Consider the following 23,559-nt stretch of genomic DNA (forward strand, 5'->3'; position numbering starts at 1 on the left):
CGCTCGCGCACCTCACCGCGCAGGACCTTGCGACTCACGATGACATGAGTCGCTCACGCACCTCACCGCGCAGGACCTTGCGACTCACGACGACATGAGCCGCTCACGCACCTCACGGCGCAGGACCTTGCCGATGAGCGAGCGCGGGAGGTCGTCGACGACCACGATCCGACGCGGCACCTTGTAGGCCGCCAATCGCGTCTTGCAGTAGTCGCGCACGGCCTCCGACGAGATGTCGACGCCGTCGCGGACGACGATTGCGGCGGCGACGTCTTCTCCGCCGCTCGATTTGGGTAGAGCGACGACCGCGGCGCTCTCGATGTCGGGATGCGAGGTGAGCACGTCTTCGACCTCGGTCGGCGCCACGTTGAAGCCGCCGGTGATGATGATCTCCTTCAACCGGTCGACGATGGTGACGAACCCGTCGGAGGACACCGTCGCGATGTCGCCAGTGCGAAGCCATCCGCCGGGCAACAGGGTGTCGGCGGTGTCGGCCGGGCGCTGCCAGTACCCCCGGAAGACCTGGGGACCGCGCAGCAGCAGCTCACCCGCCTCTCCGAGCGCACGATCGACGGTCGGGTTCTCGGGATCGACGATGCGGATCTCGGTGCTCGGGAACGGCACACCGACCGTGCCCGGACGCCGCGAGGGGCCGATGGGGTTGCCCACGGCGACCGGCGACGACTCGGTCATGCCGTAGCCCTCGACGAGCAGCCCGCCGGTGGCCTGCTCCCAACGGTCGACGGTCGCGACCGGCAGGCTCATCGCACCGGAAATGGCGAATCGTACGGTCGTCAGGTCGATCGAGCCGCGCGCGGCGGCGCGGGCCAACTGGTCGTAGATCGGTGGGACCGCGGGCAGGAAGGTCGGCGGACTCTTCTTCGCGGCCGCGGCCACCAGATCGAGGTCGTACTTGGGGAAGAGCACGAGCTTCGCGCCGATACTCATCGCGAAGGTCAGACACAGCGTCAGGCCGTACGCGTGGAACAGCGGTAGCACGGCGTAGAACGTCTCTTCGCCGTCGTGGAGCCCCGGTACCCACGCCCGCCCCTGCATCGCGTTCGCCCGCAGGTTGGCGTGGGTCAGGATCGCCCCCTTAGGGGTCCCCGTCGTGCCACTGGTGTACTGCAGCAGAGCGATGTCATCGACTCGCGGGCCGGGGTGCTTTCTCGACAACGTGCCACGGGTCAGGAGTTTCTCCCAGCGGCTCGGACGCTTCGACTGCGGCGTCGCGGTCAGCTGCGCGCGTGCCGTGCGGGCCTTGGCGACCGGCAGACGCAGCGCGAGCCGCTTGGCGAGCGGGAACGCGGCGGTGATGTCGACGCTCACGATGTGCTCGAGCGCGAGGTCGGACGGGAAGTCGGCCACGGTGTCGGCGAGCTTGTTCCACACGATCGCGAAGCGCGCCCCGTGGTCTTCGAACTGGTGGCGCAGCTCACGCGCCGTGTACAGCGGGTTGTGCTCGATGACGATGGCCCCCAGGCGCAGTGCCGCGTAGAACGCCACGACATGCTGTGGGCAGTTGGGGAGCACGAGCGCGACCCGATCACCGGCACGCACCCCCAGGCGGCGGAGTCCCTCGGCCGCCCGCGAGATGTCATCGCCGAGCTCCGCGTAGGTCGTCTGCGCGCCGAAGAACTCGAGCGCCACCTTCTTGCCGTACGCCGAGACGGAGGCCGCCATCATCTCGGGCAGGGTCTGCGAGGGCGTGTCGATGTCGAGCGGGACGCCCTCGGCGTACGAGGTCGACCACGGACGCGAGGCGTAAGGAGACTCCGGCATACCTCCATCCTTCCAAGCCCCTCCGACATCGCGGCGCCGCTTGACGGGGATGGACCCATCCGGTCGTCCCTCTCGCCCTGCGCCCCCGATCGGCCTACCCTGTGGGGCATGTGCCGCAACATCATCCCTCTGCACAACTTCACGCCCCCGGCGACGGATGCCGAATGTCACGATGCCGCCCTGCAGTTCGTGCGCAAGATCGTGGGGACGACGACGCCATCGCGTGCCAATGAGGCGGTCTTCGATCACGCCGTGGCCGAGATCGCGGCATCCGTCCGGCAATTGCTCGACGACCTCGTGACCGCGGCGCCGCCGAAGGTGCGCGAGGTCGAGGCCGCCAAACGCCAGGCGCGTTCGGCCGAACGCTACGAGGCGATCCGGGTGTTCCAGGAGCAGAAGCGCGCCGAGCGCACCGCTTGAACGCCACGACGCCCGCCCCCGCGTGTGCGGGGACGGGCATCAGCGGTCGGATCAGACGAATTCCGCGCGGCGACGACGGCGCAGACGCAGGGTCACGCCAGCGGCGAGCAGTCCCATCGCCAGCACGACGGCACCGAGCGGCAGAGCCGCACCGGTCATCGCGAGCGGCGAGCCGTTGCCGTTCTGCCCCGTTCCCGCAGCGCCCGCACCGGCTGTGGGCGAGGGCAGGGGAGTGGGGGTGGTCGTCGGCGCCGGGGCCGCCGAGGCGGACACGCGGAACGACGCGGTCTTGACGACACCGGTCTGTGCGCCGCGGACGGTCACCTCGTAGGTGCCCTCGGCCGTCGGGGCCGTGGTCGTGAAGCGCGCGGAGCCACGCAGCGCGTCGCGCTGCCCGAGCTCACCCGACGTCGACACCGCACCGGCGAGCTGCCAGTCGGCCGCGAAGCCGTCGGCCGCCACCGTGAGCGGGTCGCCGGGACGGACCTCGGCGGCCACGCTCACCGTCGCACGCGCACTGAGCGCCGCGAGGTCCTGCGACAGGGCGAGACCGTTCGCCGCGGTGAAGAAGAGATCGGTCTGGTCGGTGAGACCGACCACGTTCGCCGCTCCCGGTCCGTACCCGGCGATGCGCACCTGGGAGCCGGTGTGCTGCTGCGAGCCACCGGCCGGCGACGTGCCGTACGCGACGATCAGGGGCTGGCCGTCGGCCGTCAGCAGGTGGGTATTCAGACCCGGGATGGCCGAGCCCACGATCTGGCTCGTGTGGGCGTGGTCCGCCGTGACGACGACGAGGGTGTCGCCCTGCGTGCGCGCGAAGTCGAGGGCGACCTGCACGGCCTCGTCGAGGTCGACCGTCTCACCGATCTGCCCGCACGCGTTCGCGGCGTGGTCCTGCTTGTCGATGCTCGCGCCCTCCACCTGCAGGAAGAAGCCCTTGTCGTTGTCGAGCAGGTCGATCGCCTTAGAGGTCAGCGACGCGAGCGACAGACCCGTCGCGAGGCGATCGGGGTTCTCGGTGCACGAGACGGGAGCGGGCAGCTCGCCACCGGCGGTCAGATCGGTCGCGGCGGGACCGTTCCAGCGGACGGGGAAGTTGCCTTCGGAGAACAGCCCGAGCAGGGGCCGGTCGGCGTCCGCCGTCGTGATCGCGTCCAGTCCGGCGGCGTCGTCCACGAGGGCGTATCCGCGCTCGCGCGCCTGCTCCGAGAGCGTCCGCCCCTCCCAGGGGCCCGCCTTCGCCGTCTGCGCGAAGCTCGCCGCGCCGCCGCTGAGGGTCACGTCCGGTCGCACGTTCAGCAGCTGCTCGCTGATCGAGCCGAGGCCGCCGTTCTCGAGCGCCTCCGCGGAGCAGTTCTTCGACGTCTGCTCAGGGCCGTAGCATCCGCGGGCCGAGATGTGGGCGATCTGTGCGCCCGGCGTGGCATCCTGGATCTCCGCGGTCGAGACGTTGCCGGTCTTCAGGCCGTTGGCCTTGGCGATCTCCAGCAGCGTGGCCTGCGGCGTGTTGGCGACGTCGACGCTGAGGCGACCGTTCACGGTCTTGGTGCCCGTCGACCAGGCGCTGGCGGTCGAGGCCGACTCGGAAGCGTAGTTGGGCTTGCCCTCCTCGTCGATCGAGTACGTCGTGTACTGCCCCGTCAACGGGAGCGCGTCGATGCCGGCGAAGCGTCCGGCGGCGCCCTCCGCGTAGTCGCGCGCGACGGTGATCTCGGAGTCGCCCATGCCGTCGCCGATCAGCAGGATGACGTTCTTGGCGGGACCGTCGACGATCGACTCGCGCAGCGCGTCGGTCATGTCGCCGTCGTTGCGCGCAGCGCCACCGTGCTCGGTGATGTCCGGCGTCGCGGCGAGGGCGGGGGCGGCGGTGAGGCCGATGGAGGTCGAGGCCGCCAGCGCGACGGCCACCGAAGCGGCGGCCGCGCGGAGGCGTCGGGAAGTGCGAGAGTCCATGGGGGAGTCCTTCGTCAGATCGAGGCGGTCGTCGACCGCAGGGCAAGCCCACCGCGCGGTGGTCACCCCCTCGCGATGCCCAGGTGAAGATCAGGTGTCCAGACGGTAGTCAATCGCCCACCGGTGTTCACCCGCCGGATGCCGCCACCTAGGCTCGGCTCGATGTCCGTCGCCGTATCCCGCCCGTCCGACCGGAGCGCCGCCGAGCGCGCGGTCCGGCTGGCGCTGGCGGTCTTCCTCCTCCTCTGCGCCTGGGCCACCACGCATTTCGACGAAGCGGGCGGTCATCACGAGGGCACCGCGCACAGCGCCATCACGGTCGGCTCTCTCCTGCACGCGGCCGACGACGACGTTCCGGATGCCGCGCTCGTCCCGCCCGTCGACACGGATGCCGTCAACGCGGTGGCCGCCGATGGATCGACCGACGCGATGATGCTCGTCCTCGCCACCGTCGTCTTCGTCGTCCTGAGCCTCCGTCCGCTCGCGGTGACCCGTGAAGGAGCGCTGCCTTCGGGAGCGCCGCCGCCGCGACGGCATCCCCTCACCGTCTCCGGCATCTCCCGCATCTGAGGTCGCACACCGCCGCGTCCGCGGCGGCCCGCGGTCGTCTCACGACGACCCTCCGTGTCGACCTCAGCCCGGGAGTATCTTCGTGTCCGCCATCCCCGCCCTTCCCCGCACCACCCGATCCTCCTCGAGCGGGCGCCGCCAGGTGCGCCTCGCCGCGGACGATCTCGCCGAGATCGTCGAACTCGCTCTGCGCGCCACCGTCCCCTCCGCTCGCGCGACACTCGCGCAGATCGCCGATCACGACGGTGAGGGGGCGTCCGAGGTGATCGCGAGAATCCTCGACCGCACGGCCCCCCGCCCCACCGCGCGACGCACCCGTCCGTCGTTCCCGTTCTCGACGGTCGAGCGCGCGGTCGCCGCACCTCGCGTGTCGTTGGACGAGCGCGAGTCGTGTCGGCTCCTCGCCGTCCTACGACGCGTCGAAGAGGGGGGAGCGGTCATGTTCCTCGGGCCATCGGGCGCGGGCAAGACCCTCCGGGCGCGGTGGACGGCGCATCACCGGGGACGCGCGATGACGACGATCAATGTCGCAGAAACGCTCGACGTGCCGCTCGCGCGTGTCGTCGACACCGTCGCCACCGCCACGGCATCCGGGATGACGCTCCACGTCGAGCATGCGAACGCGCGCGGACCCGAGGCTCTCGCCGCGCTCCTGCGGGCACGGACGGGGTCGGCTCTCATCCTGATCGAGACCACGGAGCCGCCGGCGGGCCTCCCGGTCGACGCCGTCGTGGAGGTGGGGCCGCTCGACGTCGCCGCGGTCGCCACTGTGCTGCGTGACGTGCTCGGCGACGTGGACGCGCGCGCACTGCGCACCGCCGCGGCCCTCCTTCACGGCGAAGTCCCTCGCGCGATCCACCTCGCGGTGGAGCGCGCGAGACGATTCGCGGCGGTTACCGAGATCAGCGTGGAGGACGCTTTGCAGGCTGCCGCCGTGCAGCGCCTCGCGTCGTGCCCGCCGCGGCGCCGCCGCGACGTCGCGATCGCGCTGATGCAGACCGCCGGTCTGAGCCAGCGTGCCGTGCAGGAGATGACCGGAGTGAGCCGCGACACGCTGCGTCGCCACGCCGTGACCGTCGTCGGCTGAGCGATCGCATCGACGTTCCGTCCACGCGGCGATGCACGGCGTCGAACGAGCGACGGCTCGCGCAGGGGATCCGCGTACCGATGGAACAGTCTCCCGTCGCCGTCGACCCGTCGGAACAACCCGGTGACGCGCAGGTCGAGGGCCCCGGCTCTGTCGCGTCCCCGATGACGACAGACTCCCGCGGAAACGACGACGCCCGCCCCCGCGAAACGGCGGGGACGGGCGTCGGTGATGCTGAGGCGATCAGACCCCGAAGTACAGCTCGTACTCGAAGGGGTGCGGGCGCTGAGCCATCGGCTGGATCTCGTTCTCGATCTTGTACTCGATCCAGGTGTCGATGAGCTCCTGCGTGAAGACGCCACCGGCGAGCAGGAACTCGTGGTCGGCGCGCAGGGCCTCGAGCGAGTCGAGCAGCGAGTTCGGAACCTGCGGGATGTTCGCAGCCTCTTCGGCGGGGAGCTCGTAGAGGTCCTTGTCGACGGGCTCGTGGGGCTCGATGCGGTTCTTGATGCCGTCGATGCCGGCCATGAGCTGCGCGGCGAACGCGAGGTACGGGTTGCCCGAGGCGTCGGGGGCGCGGAACTCGATGCGCTTGGCCTTGGGGTTCGTGCCCGTGATCGGGATGCGGATGGCCGCGGAGCGGTTACCGGCCGAGTACACCAGGTTGACCGGCGCCTCGAAGCCCTTCACCAGACGGTGGTAGCTGTTGAGGGTCGGGTTGGTGAAGGCGAGCACGGCGGGGGCGTGCGCGAGCAGACCACCGATGTACCAGCGGGCGACGTCGGACAGTCCGCCGTAGCCGGTCTCGTCGTAGAACAGCGGCTTGCCGTCGTTCCAGAGCGACTGGTGGGTGTGCATACCGGAGCCGTTGTCACCGAAGAGCGGCTTGGGCATGAAGGTCGCGACCTTGCCCCACAGTTCGGCGGTGTTCTTGACGATGTACTTGAACTTCAGGATGTCGTCGGCCGCGTGCAGCATCGTGTCGAAGCGGTAGTTGATCTCCTGCTGACCACCGGTGCCGACCTCGTGGTGCGAACGCTCGAGCGCGAAGCCCGCCTCGATCAGCTTGAGGGTGATGTCGTCGCGCAGGTCGGCCGTCTTGTCGACCGGCGAGACCGGGAAGTAACCGCCCTTGTAGGGGGTCTTGTTGGCGAGGTTTCCGCCTTCTTCCTGGCGACCGGTGTTCCAGGCGCCTTCCTCGGAGTCGACCGAGAAGAAGCTTGAGTTCTGCTTCACTTCGTAGCGCACGTCGTCGAAGATGTAGAACTCGGCCTCGGGGGCGAAGAACGCCGTGTCGGCGATGCCCGTGGAGGCGAGGTACTTCTCGGCCTTCTTGGCGACCTGGCGCGGGTCCTTCGAGTAGATCTCGCCGTTGCGCGGGTTGTAGATGTCGAAGATCATCACGAGGGTCTTGGCCTCGCGGAACTGATCGACGTAGGCCGTCGTCACGTCCGGGATGAGCTGCATGTCGGACTCGTGGATGTTCGCGAACCCGCGGATCGACGAGCCATCGAACAGCTGTCCGACGGTGAAGAACTCCTCGTCGACGGTCGAGGCGGGGATGTTGAAGTGCTGCTGCACACCAGGAAGATCCGTGAAACGGATGTCGAGGAACTTGACGTCCTCGTCCTGGATGAACTTGAGCACCTCGGACGAATCTTTGAACATGAAGACTCCAGAGGTAGAACATTCGGGATCGTGCCGGCCTCGGCCAGCCTCCTCGACCCTATACAGAACCGGTGTCTCGGCGATATCTCGCATGTTTCGGGCGTGTTACACGGGCCCGATTACTCTGGATGCCGTGAGCGCACCCTCCGAGCACGACTATCCGGGCCAGCGACTGGGCCTTCCCCGCGAAGGGCGCGGCTCCATCGCCCGCCCCGGCCGCAGGATCGCCGCTCTGCTGATCGACGTCGTCAGCGCCGGCCTGGTCGGTTTCGCCTTCTTCTCCACACCCGACCCGGTGACCGGCGTCCCGTTCGCGAACCCGATCGCAGCCAACGTCATCTTCTTCGCCGTGCAGATCCTCTTCATCCCGTTGATCGGCGGCAGTCCCGGGCACCGCCTCATGGGGATGCGCCTGGAGCTGGCATCCGGGGGATGGGTGGGACTGTGGCGCCCGATCGTGCGGACCGTGCTGCTGGGGCTGATCATCCCGGCCGTGGTGTGGGACGCCGATCAGCGGGGCCTGCACGACAAGGCCGTCGGCACCGTCCTCGTCCGCACCTGACACCGACGTACATGACGAAGGCCCCCGCTACGGCGGGGGCCTTCGTCATGTCAGGATCAACGCGGACGCGGCGACCGCATCTTGGTCGGATCGACGCCCTTGGGGATCGGAAGCGACGACAGGCCCGGCGAGACCGATGCCACGCGCTTGATGACGGCTGCCATCGTGGCGCGGTCCACCTTCTTCGGCAGGCCCTTGATGGTGGAGGCGAGCTTCGCGATCGGCACCTCGTCGTCGCCGTGCCCGATGTAGAGCACCGTCACCGGTACGCCGGAGGCGATGCGCTGGACGCGACCGCGCTCCTCGCCCACGAGACGGGTGAGGCGGTTGCGGTTACCTTCGCCGATGAGCACGACGCCGCCGCGGCCGATGGCGCGGTAAAGAGCCTCCTGGGTGCGCGGGTTGACGCCCACCGGGGTCTCGGACGCCTGCCAGTTGCGGCCGAGCGACGACGACAGCACGTGGCCCGTGGCACCCGGCATTCCGTCGATCTTCTTGTACATGGCCGTAGTCGACAGGCGCGTCATCGTGATCATCGCGGCCAGGATGCCGGCCAGCAGGCCCGTCACACCCCAAAGGATGACGCTCCACACCGCCAGCGGCGGGATCAGGAAGCCGACGACCACGCCGAGGGCGATGCCCACCAGCACGATGCCGGCCAGCAGGAACGGCAGCCACCGGTACTCCTTCTGGGTGAAGGTGTAGAGGGTCTTGAGCTGTGAGAAGAAGCCCGGACGCTTCTCGGGCGTGGAAGTACGAGCGGCCATGTGGTCGATTCTATCTTCGCCGCCGCCCCCTCCTCCCCAGCGTCTCGAACGCGTCATCCGTCCCCGGTCCGACGTTGCGGCGCCGCGGGCGGCGCGACCCCTGGACCACCATCGGGGGATGAGCAGTCCCGCGGCATCCGTCCTGGTCGAACCCTTCGACGCCTACCTGCGGCGTCGCGCCCGCAGCGCCGTCGCGTTCACGGCGGGCGAGGCGGTCACCGCGGCCGTCGCGCTCCTCCGCGGCTGCCGTGACGCGACGGGTCGATTCGCGGGAACGCGATGGTGGCTGCGGGCCGACGGGTGTCCCGTCGCCGACGAGGAGGAAGGAGACCCGGATGCCATCGCGGCCACGGCCGACATGCTCGAGCGGATCGCGGCGATCACCGATGACGACGCCACCCGCGACATGCTGACGCGCGCCCGGGAGAGCGTGCTCACCCTGCCGCCGAAAGAATGGGACGCCGTCGAGCGCCGGCTCTTCCAGCACGCCCACCCGATTCCGCTCGTCCTCGGACCGCTGACCCCGGTGGTGGAGCCGCCGCCCACGCCGGCGTGGGCGGAGACGCCGGGCGCGCCGTCGCGCGTGCTCGCGCTCGTCGACGCCGATCTCGCCGACGCCGTGCGCGACGCGCTGCATGACGTGCGGAGACGGTGGCGCAGCTCGCCGGCCGTCCGCTTCGGCACGTTGTGCGCCGCCGGTGCGGTCATCGTGGCGACGGGCCTGTTGGTATGGCCGACGCACGACGGGTCGGCGACGTCGACACCCGGGCCGTCGGTCGCGCACGCCATCGGCGAGTCGCCGGCGGCGGATGCGCCCTCGCCGGCCGCCACCGCCGTCGACACGGAGACGACGCACGCCCCGCCGCCGGTGTCTTCATCGGCACCGCCCGACGACGCCGCGAGCGAGCCCGAGCAGCCGGAGCAGGAACGCTCGACGTCGTCCGGCGATCTGGTCGGCGTCGCCGGTGATCTTTTCGCCGAGATTGGTCGGTGCGCCGGCGACACCGCGTGCGTGGCGGCGCACGAAGAAGACGCGGGGTCCACACACGAGCCCCTGGTGTCCGGCGCGGAAGCAGCCGACATCCAGCTCATCGATGACTTCGGCGGGGTCGTCGTCGTCCGTCTCGGCGTCGACACCACCACGCAGTACGTGACGCTCGTCAGGCAGGAAGACCGATGGCTGGTCCGCGCCGTCGAAACGGTCGCGGACCAGCCATCATGAGCCGGTTCTCAGCGGTGTCAGATGCCGAGGTCGCCCTCGAACTGCGCCGCCTCGAGGCGTGCCTTGACCGCGCCGAGGAAACGGGCGGCGTCGGCTCCGTCGATGATGCGGTGGTCGTACGACAGGGCGAGGTACACGTACGAACGCACCGAGATCGCGTCCTTGCCGTCGACCGACACGACACCCGGCTTCTTCACGACGGCACCGAGGCCGAGGATGGCCGACTGCGGCAGGAAGACGATCGGCGTGTCGAACAGCGCGCCGCGCGAACCGGTGTTGGTCAGCGTGAACGTGCCGCCCGCGAGCTCGTCGGGCTTCAGCTTGTTGTCACGCGTGCGCGCGGCGAGGTCGGCGATCTCTCGAGCGAGCTGCGCGATGTTCTTGTCGCCCGCCTCCTTGATGACCGGCGTCAGCAGGCCGCGCTCGGTGTCGACCGCGATCGCGACGTTCTCCTGAGCGGGGTAGACGATCTCGTCACCCTCGACCGTGGAGTTGATGATCGGGAACGACTTCAGCGCCTCGATGGCCGCGATGGCGAAGAACGGCAGGAACGACAGCTTGTCGCCCGTCTTCTGCTGGAACTCGCCCTTCATGCGGTCGCGGAGAGCGGCGACCTTCGTCACGTCGACCTCGACGACCGTGGTGAGCTGCGCCGTCGCCTGCATCGACGCGACGGCCCGCTCGGCGATGACCTTGCGCAGGCGCGACATCTTCTGGGTGGTGCCGCGCAGCGGCGAGACCTCCACCGGGGCGGGAGCGGCAGCGGGTGCGGCGGCCGCGGGGGCGGACGACGCGGCGGGCGCCGCCTTGGCAGCCTCAGCCGCCTTCAGCACGTCCTCCTTGCGGATCCGACCGCCCACGCCACTGCCCGTGACAGAGGCCAGGTCGACGCCCTGCTGCTGCGCCAGACGGCGCACGAGAGGCGTGACGTAGGTGACGTCGTCGTTCGACGACGCTGCCGGTGCCGCGGCGGGCTTCTCTTGCGCGGCCGGAGCGGCGGGCTTCGCGTCCGCGGCGGGGGCCGGTGCAGCAGGCTTCTCTTCAGCGGGTGCCGGCTTCTCCGCCGCGGGGGCGGGCTGCTCGGCCGGCTTCTCTTCGGCGGCCGGCGCGGCGGGAGCCTCGGGCTGCGCGGCAGGGGCCGCACCGCTGCCGATGCGGGCGAGGGCGGCGCCGACGTTGACCGTCTCGTCTTCCTGCACGAGGATCTCCTGCAGCGTGCCCGCGACAGGTGAGGGGATCTCGGTGTCGACCTTGTCGGTCGAGATCTCGAGCAGCGGCTCGTCGACGGCGACGTCATCGCCGACGGCCTTCAGCCAGCGGGTCACCGTGCCCTCGGTCACGCTCTCGCCCAACTCGGGCAGCGTGACCTCGGTCGAGTCGCCGCCGGCGGCCGGAGCCGACTGCTCGGCCGGCGCGGACTCGGCGGGCGCGGCCTGCTGTGCGGGAGCGGCCTCCTCGGCGGGAGCCGACGCCTCTTCGGCAGGAGCGGCCTGGGGGGCGTCGTCGGAGGACGATGCGCCCGAGCCGTCACCGATCTTGGCGAGGACGGCTCCGACCTCGACGGTCTCGTCTTCCTGGACGAGGATCTCTTCGATCACGCCCGCGACGGGCGAGGGGATCTCGGTGTCGACTTTGTCGGTCGAGATCTCCAGCAGACCCTCGTCCTCCTGGACGGTGTCACCGACCTGCTTGAGCCAGCGGGTGACCGTTCCCTCGGTGACGCTCTCGCCGAGAGCGGGGAGGACGACGGAAGTGCTCATGAATAGTTCTCCTTCGTACCGGATGCGGTATCTAGCTTAGTGACCGGTTTGTGGTCAGAGTGCGTGCAGGGGCTTGCCGGCGAGGGCCAGGAAGGCCTCGCCCAGCGCTTCGCTCTGGGTGGGGTGAGCGTGGACGAACGGCGCGATGTCCTCCGGGTGCGCTTCCCACCCGACGGCGAGCTGCGCCTCCGAGATGAGCTCGCCCACCCGATCGCCCACGAGATGCGCCCCGACGACGGGCCCGTCGACGCGACGGACGATCTTGACGATGCCCGAGGTGCCGATGATCTCGCTTCGACCGTTGCCGGCCAGGTTGTACTCGTACGCCTTCACGGCCTCGGATCCATAACGATCCTGGGCCTGCGCCTCGGTGAGTCCGACAGAGGCCACTTCGGGGTGCGAGTAGGCGACGCGGGGAACATCCACGTCGGGCACGAGCACGGGCGACAGGCCCGCGATCTCCTCGGCGACGAAGATGCCCTGCTGGAACCCACGGTGGGCGAGCTGCAGGCCGGGCACGATGTCACCCACGGCCCAGACGTGTGCGGATGCAGTACGCAGACGGTCGTCGGTCTGCACGAAGCCCCGCTCGAGCACGACTCCCGCCTCTTCGTAGCCCAGTCCCGCCGTGACGGGTCCGCGCCCGACGGCGACGAGGACGTAGTCGGCCACGAGCTCCGATCCGTCGTCGAGGGTGACGGTCGCGGCATCCGCGGTCTGCGAGAGCGAGGCGAAGCGACGACCGAGCTGGAACGAGATCCCGCGCTTGCGGAACGCCCGTTCCAGCGCCTTGCTCGACGAGACGTCCTCGGCGGGCAGCAGATGCGGCAGCGCCTCCACGATCGTGACCTCGACGCCGAACGAGCGCCACACGCTCGCGAATTCGACGCCGATGACGCCGCCGCCCAGCACCACGACGCGCTCGGGGATGACGTCGAGATCCAGCGCCTGCTCGCTCGTGAGCACGCGGCCGCCGATCTCGAGGCCCGGCAGACTCCGGCTGTACGAGCCGGTGGCCAGGATGACGTCGGTGCCCCGGTACAGGTCGTCGCCGACGCGGACCGCGGGACCGGCTACGAGCGCGCCCTCACCGGACACGACGCGGATCCCGCGGGTCGCGATGAGACCCTCGAGGCCCTTGAACTTCTTCGCGACGATGCCCTCGCGGTATGCACGCACGCGAACGGGGTCGATCCCCCCGAGGGTGACATCGACGCCGATGTCTGCGGCTCCCCGGGCGGCGTCGGCCACCTCGCCCGCATGCAGCAGGGCCTTGGTGGGGATGCATCCGCGGTGCAGGCACGTGCCGCCGAGTTTGTCCTTTTCGACGATCACGACGTCTTTTCCGAGCTCGGCGAGACGGATCGCCGCGGCGTACCCGCCGCTTCCGCCACCCAGCACGACGACGTCCGCCGTGTAGTCGGTCACCGTGCAGCCTCGGCGGAGAGCATCTCGACGAGCGAACGGACCGTCGCGCCGGTCACACCCTTGTCGGTGTAGCCGAACGGCGCAGACTTGTTCATTCCGACACCGGCGATGTCGAGGTGCACCCAGGGGATGCGCGCGGCGTCGGCATCCTCGGAGACACGACCCACGAAGTGCCGCAGGAAGAGGCCCGCGAAGAGCGAGCCGCCCGCGGGGTCGCCGATCTTGGCGTTCTGCAGATCGGCGATGGGGGAGTCGAGGTCGTCGACCATGTGGTCGGGCAACGGCAGCTGCCACGCCAGCTCGGAGGCGCGGCCGGCAGCCGCGAGGTAGTCCGCCACAGCGTCGTCGTCGCCCATCACACCGGTGTGACGATTGCCGAGAGCGACCGTGATGGCACCGGTCAGCGTGGCCACGTCGACGATGAGGTCGGGCTTCTCGCGGCTGGCGGCGGCCAATCCGTCGGCGAGGACGAGGCGCCCCTCCGCGTCGGTGTTCAGCACCTCCACGGTGGTGCCGTCGAGTGTGCGCAGTACGTCTCCGGGGCGGATGGCCCGGCCGGACGGCATGTTGTCGGCGATGCACAGCCACGCGCTGACCCTGACCGGCAGGCTCATCTCGGCGGCGGCCTTCAGCACCGCGAGGACGGTTGCAGCCCCGCACATGTCGTACTTCATCCCGACCATGGATGCCGCGGGCTTCAGCGACAGTCCGCCGGTGTCGAAGGTGATGCCCTTGCCGACGAGAGCGACGTGACGCTCGGCGCCGGCGGGGGAGTAGTCCAGACGCACCAGGCGGGGCGGACGGTCGGAGCCCTGCCCGACGCCCAGGATGCCGCCGTACCCGCCTTCGCGCAGGGCCGCCTCATCGAGCACCTCGACCTCGACGGGGAGTCCCTCGACGGCCTTGACGGCGGCGTCGGCGAAGTCAGCGGGTCCGAGCCACTCGGCCGGGGTCGTCACGAGGTCCTTGACCAGCGCCACGGCACCGGAGACGGCGGCGACGGCGGCGGTGTCGGCATCGGACGGCGCCGCGGAAGCCACGACGCTGACGCGCGCTGCGCGCGCTTTCGCGGACTTCTTCTTGTAGTCGTCGAAGCGGTAGCCGCCGAGTGCCGCGCCCTCGGCCAGCGGACGCCACGGCGAATCGACGAGGGCCTGGACCGCGACGTGCGAGAACCCGGTGAGCTGACGAACGCCGGTGCCCGCGGCATCCCGCAGCGCCGCCTCACCCGGATCGGTGCCCGCGCCCACGACCGCCACCGGCGTGTCGACGCCGGGTACGTGCACGCGCTGGAAGGAGCCGGTCGCACCCGTGAAGCCCACGGCCGACAGCGCGCCGCCGAGGCCGTCCCATCCGTCGGGATCCGGTGCCCCCTCCGAAACAGTCGGGACGATCAACAGGATCGCATCGGCATCGGACTCGAGAACGGGGGCGTCGGTGTACGCCACAGAGGGGAAGGGCATGATGTCCATCCTAGGTTCGCGCGTGTTCGCTAGCAGCGGGACGCACCGCCACCTGCTCGCCGGGAGCGCTCGTAAGGTGGAACCATGCCCGTATCCGCACCGCTGTACGACCGTGCTCCCGCGGCCCCGCCCGTTCCCTCGGGTCTGCCGCTGGTGATCGCGCTCACCGGTTTCACCGACGCCGGCGGCGCCGTGACGCGGTTGGTCGAATACTTCCGCAATGACCTCGAGCCCAACCCCGTGGTCGTCTTCGACAACGATGTGCTGCTCGACTACCGCGCGCGTCGACCGGTCATCACCTTCGTCGAGGACCACCTCACCGACTACCGTCCCGCGCGTCTCGAGCTGTCGCTCGCGCACGATTCGACGGGCCAGCCGTTCCTCCTGTTGGCCGGCTACGAGCCCGACTTCCTCTGGGAGGCATTCGCCGAGTCGGTGCTCGAACTCGCGGCCGGGCTTCAGGTGTCGTCCGTCACGTGGGTGCACGCGATCCCCATGCCCGTCCCGCACACCCGCCCGATCGGCACGACGGTCAGCGGAACCCGTCCCGACCTCGCGGAGGCCCACTCGGTGTGGCGCCCCCACACGCAGGTGCCGTCGACGGCGGGACACCTCCTCGAATACCGCTTCGCGGAGGCCGGAGCCAAGGTCGTCGGCTTCGCCCTGCTCGTTCCCCACTATCTGGGCGACACCGAGTACCCCGCTGCTGCCCTCGCCGCTCTCGACAGCCTCACCGCGGCGACCGGCCTCGAGTTCTCGGGAGAGGTGTTGCGGGAGGAGAATCGCGAATTCCTCACGAAGGTCACCGAGCAGGTCGAGGCCAGCGACGAGCTGACGCGCATGCTCGAGAACCTCGAAGAGCGCTACGACGCCTACATGGCGGGCTCGACCCAGGCGACGCCGATCATCCACACCGGTGATCTGCCCAGCGCCGACGAGCTGGCTGCGGAGTTGGAGCGCTTCCTCGCGACACGTCCCGGCGACGACGACCGCCGCGGCAAGCTCGGCTGAGTCGCCACGTCGGTTCGCCGCCGACGACGCTGAGCGGATTCCGGATGCTGAGTCCCGGCATCCGGGAATGCCCGTCGGCGCGTCGGCGTTGTCTACGCATAGATCCCCGGTCCGCGTCAAGTCCCGGTCCGAGGGTGTGAGACAATGAAGAACCTGACCCGTTGTCAACCGGTCCAGGAGCCCCCGCTCCTCGGATCGGGACTTGACAAGGGTCTTACTAGTGTCCGAGAACGACCGGCGGCCGTGCAACGTACGTTCCCGGTGAAAGGCGAAACGTGGCAGGCACGACAACCAAGACCCGCTCCCGGAGTGCGAAGGACGCCGAGCTCGAGAACTCCGAGGAGACCGTGACGGCGTCGACGACGACGACCGCGAAGAAGGCTCCCGCGAAGAAGGCCCCCGCCAAGGCCAAGGCCGCGCCGGCCAAGGCGAAGACGAAGGCCAAGAAGGACGACGACCTCGACGAAGACGAAGAGGTCGACGAAGAGGCCGAGGTCACGCTCGAGGCCGACGACAGCGACGACTCCGAGGACTCCGACGAGGCCGCCAAGGGCGACGCGAAGAAGACCGACGACGATGACGACGAAGACGCCCCGGCCGCGCCCGCCGAGGCTCTGCCCCAGGGCGCGATCGTCATCTCCTCGAGCGACGAAGACGACGTCCCCGTCTACTCGGCGCAGATCACCGGCGCGACGGCCGACCCGGTCAAGGACTACCTGAAGCAGATCGGTAAAGTCCCGCTGCTGAACGCGGCCGAAGAGGTCGAGCTCGCCATGCGCATCGAGGCGGGCCTGTTCGCCGAAGAGAAGCTGTCGAACATGTCGGCGGCCGAGAAGACGAACCAGCTCGGTCTCGACCTCCAGTGGGTCGCCCGCGACGGTCAGCGTGCCAAGAGCCACCTGCTGGGCGCCAACCTGCGCCTGGTCGTCTCGCTCGCCAAGCGCTACACCGGCCGCGGCATGCAGTTCCTCGACCTCATCCAGGAGGGCAACCTGGGCCTGATCCGTGCGGTCGAGAAGTTCGACTACACCAAGGGCTTCAAGTTCTCGACCTACGCCACCTGGTGGATCCGTCAGGCGATCACTCGCGCGATGGCCGACCAGGCCCGCACCATCCGCATCCCGGTGCACATGGTCGAGGTCATCAACAAGCTCGCGCGCGTCCAGCGTCAGATGCTGCAGGATCTCGGTCGCGAACCCACGCCCGAGGAGCTCAGCCGCGAGCTCGACATGACCCCCGAGAAGGTCATCGAGGTGCAGAAGTACGGTCGCGAGCCGATCTCCCTGCACACCCCCCTCGGTGAAGACGGCGACAGCGAGTTCGGTGACCTCATCGAGGACACCGAGGCCGTCGTCCCCGCCGACGCGGTGGGCTTCACGATGCTGCAGCGTCAGCTGGAGTCGCTCCTCGATTCGCTCAGCGAGCGCGAGGCGGGTGTGATCCGCATGCGCTTCGGCCTAGGAGACGGTCAGCCCAAGACCCTCGACCAGATCGGTGACACGTTCGGCGTCACGCGCGAGCGCATCCGCCAGATCGAGTCGAAGACCATGGCGAAGCTGCGTCACCCGAGCCGTTCGCAGTCGCTGCGGGACTACCTCGAATGAGCGGCGAGGCCAACGCCGGCAAGGCGCTCACCCGCACCGTCGAGGGCACCTCGTACGCCCGCATCCCGATCCGTACGCGGGTCGTCATGCCGGGTGACGACCTCGACGCCTTCATCCTCGAGTACGCGAAGGATGCCGTTCAGCCGGGAGACCTGCTGTTCGTCACAGAGAAGATCGTCGCGATCACGCAGGGGCGCTCGTACAAGCTCGACAGCATCAAGCCCCGCAAGCTCGCGCTGTTCCTGTCGAAGTACGTCACCCGTACGCCGTACGGCATCGGACTCGGCATGCCCGAGACGATGGAGATGGCGCTCCGCGAGTGCGGCACGCCCCGCATCCTGCTCGCCGCGGCCGTCTCGGCCGTGACGAAGGCAGTGGGACGAAAGGGCGACTTCTACCGCATCGCCGGCGACAAGGCGCGCGCGATCGACGGTCCCACCTCGGGCACGATCCCGCCGTACAACCAGGCCGTGGTGCTCGGGCCGGACCGTCCTCGTGAGGTCGCCGCGCGACTGAAGTCGCTGCTCGGTGGCGACCTCCAGGTCGCCGTCGTCGACATCAACGACCTGGGTGGCAACATCCTCGGTTCGACGATGGACAAAGCGGGAGAGAAGCGACTCGTCGCCATCTTGAAAGACAACCCGCTGGGCCAGGGACACGAGTCCACGCCGCTGGGCATCGTCCGCCACGGCTGACAGAGACATCTGGAAGGCCCGTCCCGTTCGCCGGGACGGGCCTTCCGTGTTCCCGGGGTGCGACCCTTCGGCAGGCTCTGGATCCTCCCGCGTGGGGTGGCTGAGCCTGTCGAAGGGTCCGGAACGCCCGGCCCTCCCACCCAGGTCGCTGAGCCTGTCGAAGCCATCGGATCACGTCGAAGGCCCGCCCCCTCTCGGGAGCGGGCCTTCGCGTCATCCGGGATCAGAACCCGATGGCCGCCTGATAACGGGGTTTGTGACCGGTGCGGATACCCGTCACGCTCGGCTTGTTCTCGTAGACGCCCGCGCCCCAGTTGCCCTCGACGAGCACGGGGCCGTCGGGTCCGACGACGATGTCCCAGCCGACGTACTGCACCTGCGGCACGACACGCGCGACCTGGTCGACGAACGCCTTGACCTCGTCGATGAGCGGCAGCTGGAAGTCGGCGATGCGGACGCCCGAATCGGGGTGCAGCTCGTGCACGTGCCCGTGGGAGTCGTAGCCGGCGCCGAGCGCACGGCCGCGGTCGTCGAGCATCGTGTAGAAGCCGCCGAAAGTCATCTGGTCGCTGACCGCGCCGCGGCCGAACTTCTGCGCCATCGCGAGGATGTGCGTCGTCCGGCCGTCGAAGAAGGCCGTGACGCGCGTGGTGTTGACGGTCCCGGGGCAGACGGCCGCGAGGTCGTCGTGCTGGCGGATGACCTCCTCGACGAGGATCTCGCCGCGCTCGAGCAGACCGCGGTGGAAGGCGTCCCAGTCCGAGACCTCGGCGGCGTGGTAGCGGTGCACACCGGTGCCCGCCTGCCCGACGGGCTCTTTGGTGACGACGGTGCCCAGGCGCTCGGCGAAGGCGCGCAGCTCGTCGGCGTTGCCGGCTTCCACCACCATCCACTCGCGGCGGAGGAACTCGCTGAAGCGCCGGTCGAAGGCCACCTTGTCCTGGAAGATCCCGCGATAGTCGGGGTGGTCGTACTTCTGCGAGATCTGATTCGACACCGGGTGCGTCATGTAGGTCGCACGCTCGGCCGGGGTGAGGATCGCGAAGTCGTAGTCGATGTAGTCCTGGAACCCGACGTTCTTCACGCCCGCCTGGAAGAGCATGTCGGCCACGACGAGCGGCAGCGACTTGCCGTGCTGCGCCGAGGCCTCTTTGGCTCGTTCGATCACCGAGCCCACGTCGATACGGCGGGCACGTCCGGCGAGGTAGCGCAGACGGGTGACGGGGGAGAAGCCCTGGGTAGGCATGCACGCTCCGGGGTCGGGGACGACGGACCCCGTTAGTCTAGATGTGTGACCTCCACGCTCCCTGCCCGCACGCCCGGGGCCGGGACGGTGGCGCCGGTGGCCCTCGTCTCCGAGGCCGCGCTGCGCCGCAACGCGGCGCGGGCGACGGGCGGTCACGACGACGTGCTGGCCGCCGACGGCTGGGGCCACGGCGCCGAGTGGGTGGCATCCGTGCTCGACGATCTGGGGATGGATGCCACGACCCTGGACGCCACGATCCTGTACGGCCTCCCGGGTTCCGGCGCGACGCCCGTCCTCTCGCTGCGCGGGCGTGCCCTGGGGACCAAGCCGCTGCTGCGCGGCGAGGGCGTCTCGTACGGCTACACCCACCGCGCGCACGCCGACACGACCGTGGCGCTCGTCACGGGCGGATACGCGCAGGGCGTCGTGCGCTCCCTCGGCGACGCCGCCACCGTGGCGATCGAGGGGCGACGCCACCCGATCGTGGGACGCGTGGCGATGGACGTCTGCGTCGTCGACGTCGGTGCCACCCCGATCCCGCGCGGCGCCGAGGTCGTCTTCTTCGGTGATCCGGCAGCAGGCCACCCCTCCCTCGACGAGTGGACGGACGCCACGGGCTGGAGCGCGGCAGAGATCGTCGCCGCCGTGGGGGCGCGCGCCGATCGCCGGGTGTCGGCGTGAGCGCCGTCTACCGCGTCGACCTCGACGCATTCGCCCGTAATCTCCGCCGCGTGCGCGAGGCCGTGGCACCTGCCGCCCACATGCTCGTCGTCAAGGATGACGCGTACGCCCACGGACTCGAGGTGCTCGTGCGACGGGCGTGGGACGAGGGCGTCCGCTGGTTCGGCGCCTTCGACGTCGTCACCGGGGCCGCGGTGCGCGCGGTGGTCGGCGCCGACGCCCGCATCTTCGTCTGGCTCATCGGCGGGGTCGACGACCTCGAGGCCGGGGTGGCCGCCGACCTCGACCTCGGCATCGGCGACGAAGGCCTGCTCGACGACCTCGGCACCCTCACGGCGGGCCCGGCCCGCGTGCACCTGAAGATCGACACCGGTCTTCACCGCAACGGCATCCGGCCCGAGCGGTGGGACGCCGCCCTCGCCCGGACGGCCGCCCTCGTCGCCGACGGTCGCGCGGTCTTCGAGGGGATCTGGTCGCACATCTCGGAGGCTTCGGATGCCGACGACGACGACGCCCGCGCGCTGTTCCTCGCGGCGCGCCGCGCGGCGCGCGCTGCGGGCCTCGAGCCGCGGTTCTCGCACCTGGCCGCCAGTGCCGCCGGATTCGCCCGCGGCGAGTTCCGCGAAGACCTCGTCCGGGTGGGGGCGTTCTCGTACGGCATCCGTCCCGCCGGTGGCCCCGGCGAAGCCGAGCTCGGCATCGAGCCGATCGCGGCCCTGGTCGCGACCGTGACCGCCGTCGACCCCGCGGGCGTGCACCTCGACGTGGGCAGCCTGCACGGCCTGCCGAGCACTCTCTCCGGGCACTTCGACGTGGCCACCCCCGCAGGTCCCCGCAGCCTCGAGGTCATCGATGCGACTCACAGCGTCGTCGCGCCGTGGGAGGGCGCCCGCCGCGGCGACGAGATCACCGTCTTCGGGCGAGGGGCGTTGCACAGCGCGACCGACCTCGCGGAGATGATCGACACGATCGGTGAGGAGATCGCGTTGCGCGTCTCACCCTCACTGCCCCGGGTCTACACGGGGTAGCGCCCCACAACGCAGAAGAGCCCCGTTCCGCTTCCGAGGAAGCGGCCGGGGCCCGATCTGATGCGAGGGCTCAGTCGGCGGACGAGAGACGTGCGGTCTCGTCGTGCCACGAGGTGGCGATGCTGCGCAGCTTCTCTTCGTACTTGCGGCCGTGGTGTGCGCAGAACAGCAGTTCGCTGCCGTTGACCTCGGCGGCGATGTACGCCTGCGCGCCGCAGGAGTCACAGCGGTCCGCCGCCGTCAGACGGTGGTCGAGAACAGTCGCGTCGGGTGCGGTCGTGGTGGTCATCTCGGGTGCCCTCCTCATGTGGTCGTGGGCGAGTCTCCATATACAACCACGCGGATGTTTCCCCTATGCCGCGCCTTGATCACATTTCGCTGTGCGCGTACGGTGACCCCACCTCGCTGTGTGTCTGCAAGTCGATGTCGGTGGCCCCGATTACGCTGGGAGATCGTGACGTCCGAGTACTCCGCCCACCACCTGCAGGTCCTCGAGGGCCTCGAAGCCGTGCGCAAGCGCCCCGGGATGTACATCGGCTCCACGGACTCCCGCGGTCTCATGCACTGCCTCTGGGAGATCATCGACAACTCCGTCGACGAAGCCCTCGCCGGACACGGCGCCCGCATCGACATCGTGCTGCACTCCGACGGCAGTGTCGAGGTGCGCGACCGGGCGCGCGGCATCCCCGTCGACGTCGAACCACGCACCGGTCTGACGGGTGTCGAGGTGGTCTTCACCAAGCTCCACGCCGGAGGCAAGTTCGGGGGCGGCTCCTACGCGGCATCCGGTGGTCTGCACGGTGTCGGTGCGTCGGTCGTGAACGCGCTGTCGGAGCGCCTCGACGTCGAGGTCGACCGCGGCGGCAAGACCCACGCGATGTCGTTCCACCGTGGCGAGCCCGGTCTCTTCGCCGGCGACGGCCCTGACGCGCCCTTCACGCCGTTCGAGCGCAGCAGCGAGCTGCGGGTCGTCGGCAAAGCGCCGCGCGGTGTCACCGGTACACGCATCCGCTACTGGGCCGACCGGCAGATCTTCACGAAGGACGCCGCCTTCGGCCACGACGAACTCGTGCAGCGCGTGCGCCAGACGGCGTTCCTCGTGCCCGGGCTCGAGCTGGTGGTGGTCGACGAGCGCTCGGAGGAACCCGTCGAGACCAGCTACCGCTTCGATGGGGGCATCTCGGAGTTCGCGGAGTTCCTGGCCCCCGACGCCGCGGTCACCGACACCTGGCGCCTGAACGGCACCGGAACGTTCACCGAGACCGTGCCGGTGCTGCAGAGCGGGGGGTCGATGGTGCCGACCGAGGTGCAGCGCGAATGCGAGGTCGACATCGCGGTGCGCTGGGGGACCGGTTACGACACCACGTCGCGCTCCTTCGTCAACATCATCGCCACGCCCAAGGGCGGGACCCACCAGCAGGGCTTCGAGCTGGGCCTGATGAAGGTGCTGCGCACGCAGGTGGAGCAGAATGCCCGCAAGCTCAAGGTCGGAAACGACAAGGTCGAGAAAGACGACCTGCTCGCTGGTCTCACCGCCGTGTTGACCGTGCGCCTGCCCGAGCCGCAGTTCGAGGGGCAGACCAAAGAGGTGCTGGGCACTCCCGCTGTCCGCCAGATCGTGGCATCCGTCGTCCAGAAAGAACTCGCGGAGCGGTTCGCCTCGCCCAAGCGCGACGACAAGGCGCAGACCGCACAGTTGCTCGAGAAGATCGTGTCCGAGATGAAGGCGCGCATCTCGGCCCGCACGCACAAAGAGACGCAGCGCCGCAAGAACGCGCTGGAGTCTTCGTCGCTGCCGTCGAAGCTCGTCGACTGCCGCTCGAACGACGTCGAGAACTCCGAGCTGTTCATCGTCGAGGGCAACTCCGCCCTCGGCACCGCGCGCGACGCACGCAACAGCGAGTACCAGGCCCTGCTGCCCATCCGCGGCAAGATCCTCAACACCCAGAAGGCGTCGATCAGCGACATGCTGTCGAACGCGGAGTGCGCCTCGATCATCCAGGTCATCGGGGCGGGTTCGGGTCGGTCCTTCGACCTCAGCGCCGCCCGTTACGGCAAGATCATCCTCATGAGCGACGCCGACGTCGACGGCGCGCACATCCGCACCCTGCTGCTGACGCTGTTCTTCCGTTACATGCGCCCGCTGGTCGAGGCCGGGCGGGTCTTCGCGGCGGTGCCGCCGCTGCACCGCGTCATCGTGATGAACCCGGGCTCCAAGCCCAACGAGACGATCTACACGTACAGCGAGCAGGAGCTGCACACCCTGCTCGCTCGCCTCAAGAAGTCCAACAAGCGCTGGCAGGAACCGATTCAGCGGTACAAGGGCCTCGGCGAGATGGATGCCGACCAGCTCGCGACGACCACCATGGACCGCGCCGGGCGCACGCTCCGTCGCGTCCGCGTGCAGGACATCGAGGGCGCAGCCCAGGTGTTCGACCTGCTGATGGGCAGCGAGGTCGCGCCGCGCCGCGAGTTCATCGTGCACTCCAGCGACCGCCTGGCGCGCGAGAGCATCGACGTCTGATCACGGCGGGCGACCTACGCCCCGCCGCGCCACCGCCCGGCGCTCCGTTCCGAGGCGGCGCGTAGCGTCATGCCCTCCGCGCCGCCCG

At 69.7% G+C, this 23,559-nt stretch carries 20 protein-coding genes; 11 read left to right on the forward strand and 9 right to left on the reverse strand.

Annotated elements, in window-relative coordinates; genetic code table 11:
• Positions 1–84: 84 nt before the first annotated feature.
• Positions 85–1,782, reverse strand: coding sequence for a long-chain-fatty-acid--CoA ligase (locus QRO03_RS10180; RefSeq protein WP_285137391.1), 1,698 nt, complete (start codon positions 1,780–1,782; stop codon positions 85–87).
• 108 nt (positions 1,783–1,890) lie between these two features.
• Between QRO03_RS10180 and QRO03_RS10185 the strand changes: the two genes are divergently transcribed.
• Positions 1,891–2,202: a DUF2277 domain-containing protein gene (locus QRO03_RS10185; protein WP_285137392.1), complete on the forward strand. Its 312-nt coding sequence runs from the start codon at positions 1,891–1,893 to the stop codon at positions 2,200–2,202.
• A 51-nt stretch (positions 2,203–2,253) separates the two neighbouring features.
• Here the strand turns inward: QRO03_RS10185 and phoA are convergent, their stop codons facing one another.
• Positions 2,254–4,155 carry an alkaline phosphatase gene (phoA, locus tag QRO03_RS10190; RefSeq protein WP_285137393.1) on the reverse strand — a complete coding sequence of 634 codons (1,902 nt, stop codon included), beginning with the start codon at positions 4,153–4,155 and terminating at the stop codon, positions 2,254–2,256.
• A 162-nt stretch (positions 4,156–4,317) separates the two neighbouring features.
• On the opposite strand from phoA, the gene QRO03_RS10195 reads away from it, so the two are divergent.
• Both QRO03_RS10195 and QRO03_RS10200 read left to right on the forward strand, forming a co-directional pair.
• Complete coding sequence (locus tag QRO03_RS10195; protein WP_285137394.1) at positions 4,318–4,725, forward strand: hypothetical protein; 408 nt, start codon at positions 4,318–4,320, stop codon at positions 4,723–4,725.
• A gap of 82 nt (positions 4,726–4,807) precedes the next feature.
• The gene (locus tag QRO03_RS10200) at positions 4,808–5,812 is read left to right on the forward strand and encodes a hypothetical protein (RefSeq protein ID WP_285137395.1); all 1,005 of its coding nucleotides are present in this window, start codon (positions 4,808–4,810) and stop codon (positions 5,810–5,812) included.
• A 243-nt stretch (positions 5,813–6,055) separates the two neighbouring features.
• Here the strand turns inward: QRO03_RS10200 and glnA are convergent, their stop codons facing one another.
• Positions 6,056–7,480: a type I glutamate--ammonia ligase gene (gene glnA / locus QRO03_RS10205; protein ID WP_055954603.1), complete on the reverse strand. Its 1,425-nt coding sequence runs from the start codon at positions 7,478–7,480 to the stop codon at positions 6,056–6,058.
• Positions 7,481–7,613: 133 nt separating this feature from the next.
• Between glnA and QRO03_RS10210 the strand changes: the two genes are divergently transcribed.
• Positions 7,614–8,042, forward strand: coding sequence for an RDD family protein (locus QRO03_RS10210; protein WP_285137396.1), 429 nt, complete (start codon positions 7,614–7,616; stop codon positions 8,040–8,042).
• Positions 8,043–8,098: 56 nt separating this feature from the next.
• Here the strand turns inward: QRO03_RS10210 and QRO03_RS10215 are convergent, their stop codons facing one another.
• Complete coding sequence (locus QRO03_RS10215; RefSeq protein WP_285137397.1) at positions 8,099–8,809, reverse strand: DUF4191 domain-containing protein; 711 nt, start codon at positions 8,807–8,809, stop codon at positions 8,099–8,101.
• Between the two features lie 118 nt (positions 8,810–8,927).
• Here QRO03_RS10215 and QRO03_RS10220 point away from each other — a divergent pair, with 118 nt between their 5' ends.
• Positions 8,928–10,031 carry a hypothetical protein gene (locus tag QRO03_RS10220; RefSeq protein WP_285137398.1) on the forward strand — a complete coding sequence of 368 codons (1,104 nt, stop codon included), beginning with the start codon at positions 8,928–8,930 and terminating at the stop codon, positions 10,029–10,031.
• A 17-nt stretch (positions 10,032–10,048) separates the two neighbouring features.
• On the opposite strand, the gene sucB is transcribed toward QRO03_RS10220, so the two are convergent.
• Genes sucB through QRO03_RS10235 form a run of 3 tightly spaced genes read right to left on the reverse strand, consistent with a single transcriptional unit; the run spans position 10,049 to position 14,682 of the window.
• Positions 10,049–11,791 carry a 2-oxoglutarate dehydrogenase, E2 component, dihydrolipoamide succinyltransferase gene (gene sucB / locus QRO03_RS10225; RefSeq protein ID WP_285137399.1) on the reverse strand — a complete coding sequence of 581 codons (1,743 nt, stop codon included), beginning with the start codon at positions 11,789–11,791 and terminating at the stop codon, positions 10,049–10,051.
• A 54-nt stretch (positions 11,792–11,845) separates the two neighbouring features.
• Positions 11,846–13,219 (reverse strand): dihydrolipoyl dehydrogenase, encoded by a 1,374-nt coding sequence (lpdA, locus tag QRO03_RS10230; RefSeq protein WP_285137400.1) that lies wholly within the window; start codon positions 13,217–13,219, stop codon positions 11,846–11,848.
• Positions 13,216–14,682 (reverse strand): leucyl aminopeptidase, encoded by a 1,467-nt coding sequence (locus QRO03_RS10235; RefSeq protein ID WP_285137401.1) that lies wholly within the window; start codon positions 14,680–14,682, stop codon positions 13,216–13,218. The genes lpdA and QRO03_RS10235 overlap by 4 nt, the downstream gene beginning before the upstream one ends.
• A gap of 84 nt (positions 14,683–14,766) precedes the next feature.
• On the opposite strand from QRO03_RS10235, the gene QRO03_RS10240 reads away from it, so the two are divergent.
• From QRO03_RS10240 to QRO03_RS10250, 3 genes are all read left to right on the forward strand, one after another.
• Positions 14,767–15,693 (forward strand): proteasome assembly chaperone family protein, encoded by a 927-nt coding sequence (locus QRO03_RS10240; RefSeq protein WP_285137402.1) that lies wholly within the window; start codon positions 14,767–14,769, stop codon positions 15,691–15,693.
• Between the two features lie 275 nt (positions 15,694–15,968).
• Complete coding sequence (locus QRO03_RS10245; protein ID WP_285137403.1) at positions 15,969–17,297, forward strand: RNA polymerase sigma factor; 1,329 nt, start codon at positions 15,969–15,971, stop codon at positions 17,295–17,297.
• Positions 17,294–17,992, forward strand: coding sequence for a coenzyme F420-0:L-glutamate ligase (locus QRO03_RS10250; RefSeq protein ID WP_285137404.1), 699 nt, complete (start codon positions 17,294–17,296; stop codon positions 17,990–17,992). The genes QRO03_RS10245 and QRO03_RS10250 overlap by 4 nt, the downstream gene beginning before the upstream one ends.
• Positions 17,993–18,215: 223 nt before the next feature.
• Here QRO03_RS10250 and QRO03_RS10255 read toward each other — a convergent pair whose 3' ends face one another.
• Positions 18,216–19,238 (reverse strand): sugar-transfer associated ATP-grasp domain-containing protein, encoded by a 1,023-nt coding sequence (locus QRO03_RS10255; RefSeq protein ID WP_285137405.1) that lies wholly within the window; start codon positions 19,236–19,238, stop codon positions 18,216–18,218.
• 45 nt (positions 19,239–19,283) lie between these two features.
• Here QRO03_RS10255 and QRO03_RS10260 point away from each other — a divergent pair, with 45 nt between their 5' ends.
• Together QRO03_RS10260 and QRO03_RS10265 are read left to right on the forward strand one after the other, a co-directional pair.
• On the forward strand, positions 19,284–19,919 hold the full coding sequence (locus QRO03_RS10260; RefSeq protein WP_285137406.1) for an alanine racemase C-terminal domain-containing protein: 636 nt from the start codon (positions 19,284–19,286) through the stop codon (positions 19,917–19,919).
• Positions 19,916–20,947: an alanine racemase gene (locus QRO03_RS10265; protein ID WP_285137407.1), complete on the forward strand. Its 1,032-nt coding sequence runs from the start codon at positions 19,916–19,918 to the stop codon at positions 20,945–20,947. Before QRO03_RS10260 ends, QRO03_RS10265 begins: the two co-directional genes overlap by 4 nt.
• Before the next feature lie 70 nt (positions 20,948–21,017).
• Here the strand turns inward: QRO03_RS10265 and QRO03_RS10270 are convergent, their stop codons facing one another.
• Positions 21,018–21,236 (reverse strand): DUF7455 domain-containing protein, encoded by a 219-nt coding sequence (locus tag QRO03_RS10270; protein WP_243499465.1) that lies wholly within the window; start codon positions 21,234–21,236, stop codon positions 21,018–21,020.
• A 162-nt stretch (positions 21,237–21,398) separates the two neighbouring features.
• Here QRO03_RS10270 and QRO03_RS10275 point away from each other — a divergent pair, with 162 nt between their 5' ends.
• Entirely contained in the window at positions 21,399–23,471 is a 2,073-nt protein-coding gene (locus tag QRO03_RS10275; RefSeq protein WP_502883034.1) for a DNA gyrase/topoisomerase IV subunit B, read from the forward strand.
• Positions 23,472–23,559: the final 88 nt, after the last annotated feature.

Origin of the sequence: Microbacterium sp. lyk4-40-TSB-66 (genome assembly GCF_030209475.1) — a bacterium.
GTDB lineage: Bacteria > Actinomycetota > Actinomycetes > Actinomycetales > Microbacteriaceae > Microbacterium.

Bases quoted from the DNA above. Each gene is read 5' to 3' on its own strand.
- QRO03_RS10180 (WP_285137391.1), bottom strand. From the start codon at position 1,782: ATGCCGGAGTCTCCTTACGCCTCGCGTCCGTGGTCGACCTCGTACGCC.
- glnA (WP_055954603.1), bottom strand. From the start codon at position 7,480: ATGTTCAAAGATTCGTCCGAGGTGCTCAAGTTCATCCAGGACGAGGAC.
- QRO03_RS10240 (WP_285137402.1), top strand. From the start codon at position 14,767: ATGCCCGTATCCGCACCGCTGTACGACCGTGCTCCCGCGGCCCCGCCC.
- QRO03_RS10220 (WP_285137398.1), top strand. From the start codon at position 8,928: ATGAGCAGTCCCGCGGCATCCGTCCTGGTCGAACCCTTCGACGCCTAC.
- QRO03_RS10270 (WP_243499465.1), bottom strand. From the start codon at position 21,236: ATGACCACCACGACCGCACCCGACGCGACTGTTCTCGACCACCGTCTG.
- sucB (WP_285137399.1), bottom strand. From the start codon at position 11,791: ATGAGCACTTCCGTCGTCCTCCCCGCTCTCGGCGAGAGCGTCACCGAG.
- QRO03_RS10215 (WP_285137397.1), bottom strand. From the start codon at position 8,809: ATGGCCGCTCGTACTTCCACGCCCGAGAAGCGTCCGGGCTTCTTCTCA.
- QRO03_RS10255 (WP_285137405.1), bottom strand. From the start codon at position 19,238: ATGCCTACCCAGGGCTTCTCCCCCGTCACCCGTCTGCGCTACCTCGCC.
- QRO03_RS10250 (WP_285137404.1), top strand. From the start codon at position 17,294: ATGAGCGGCGAGGCCAACGCCGGCAAGGCGCTCACCCGCACCGTCGAG.
- QRO03_RS10185 (WP_285137392.1), top strand. From the start codon at position 1,891: ATGTGCCGCAACATCATCCCTCTGCACAACTTCACGCCCCCGGCGACG.
- QRO03_RS10195 (WP_285137394.1), top strand. From the start codon at position 4,318: ATGTCCGTCGCCGTATCCCGCCCGTCCGACCGGAGCGCCGCCGAGCGC.
- phoA (WP_285137393.1), bottom strand. From the start codon at position 4,155: ATGGACTCTCGCACTTCCCGACGCCTCCGCGCGGCCGCCGCTTCGGTG.
- QRO03_RS10235 (WP_285137401.1), bottom strand. From the start codon at position 14,682: ATGCCCTTCCCCTCTGTGGCGTACACCGACGCCCCCGTTCTCGAGTCC.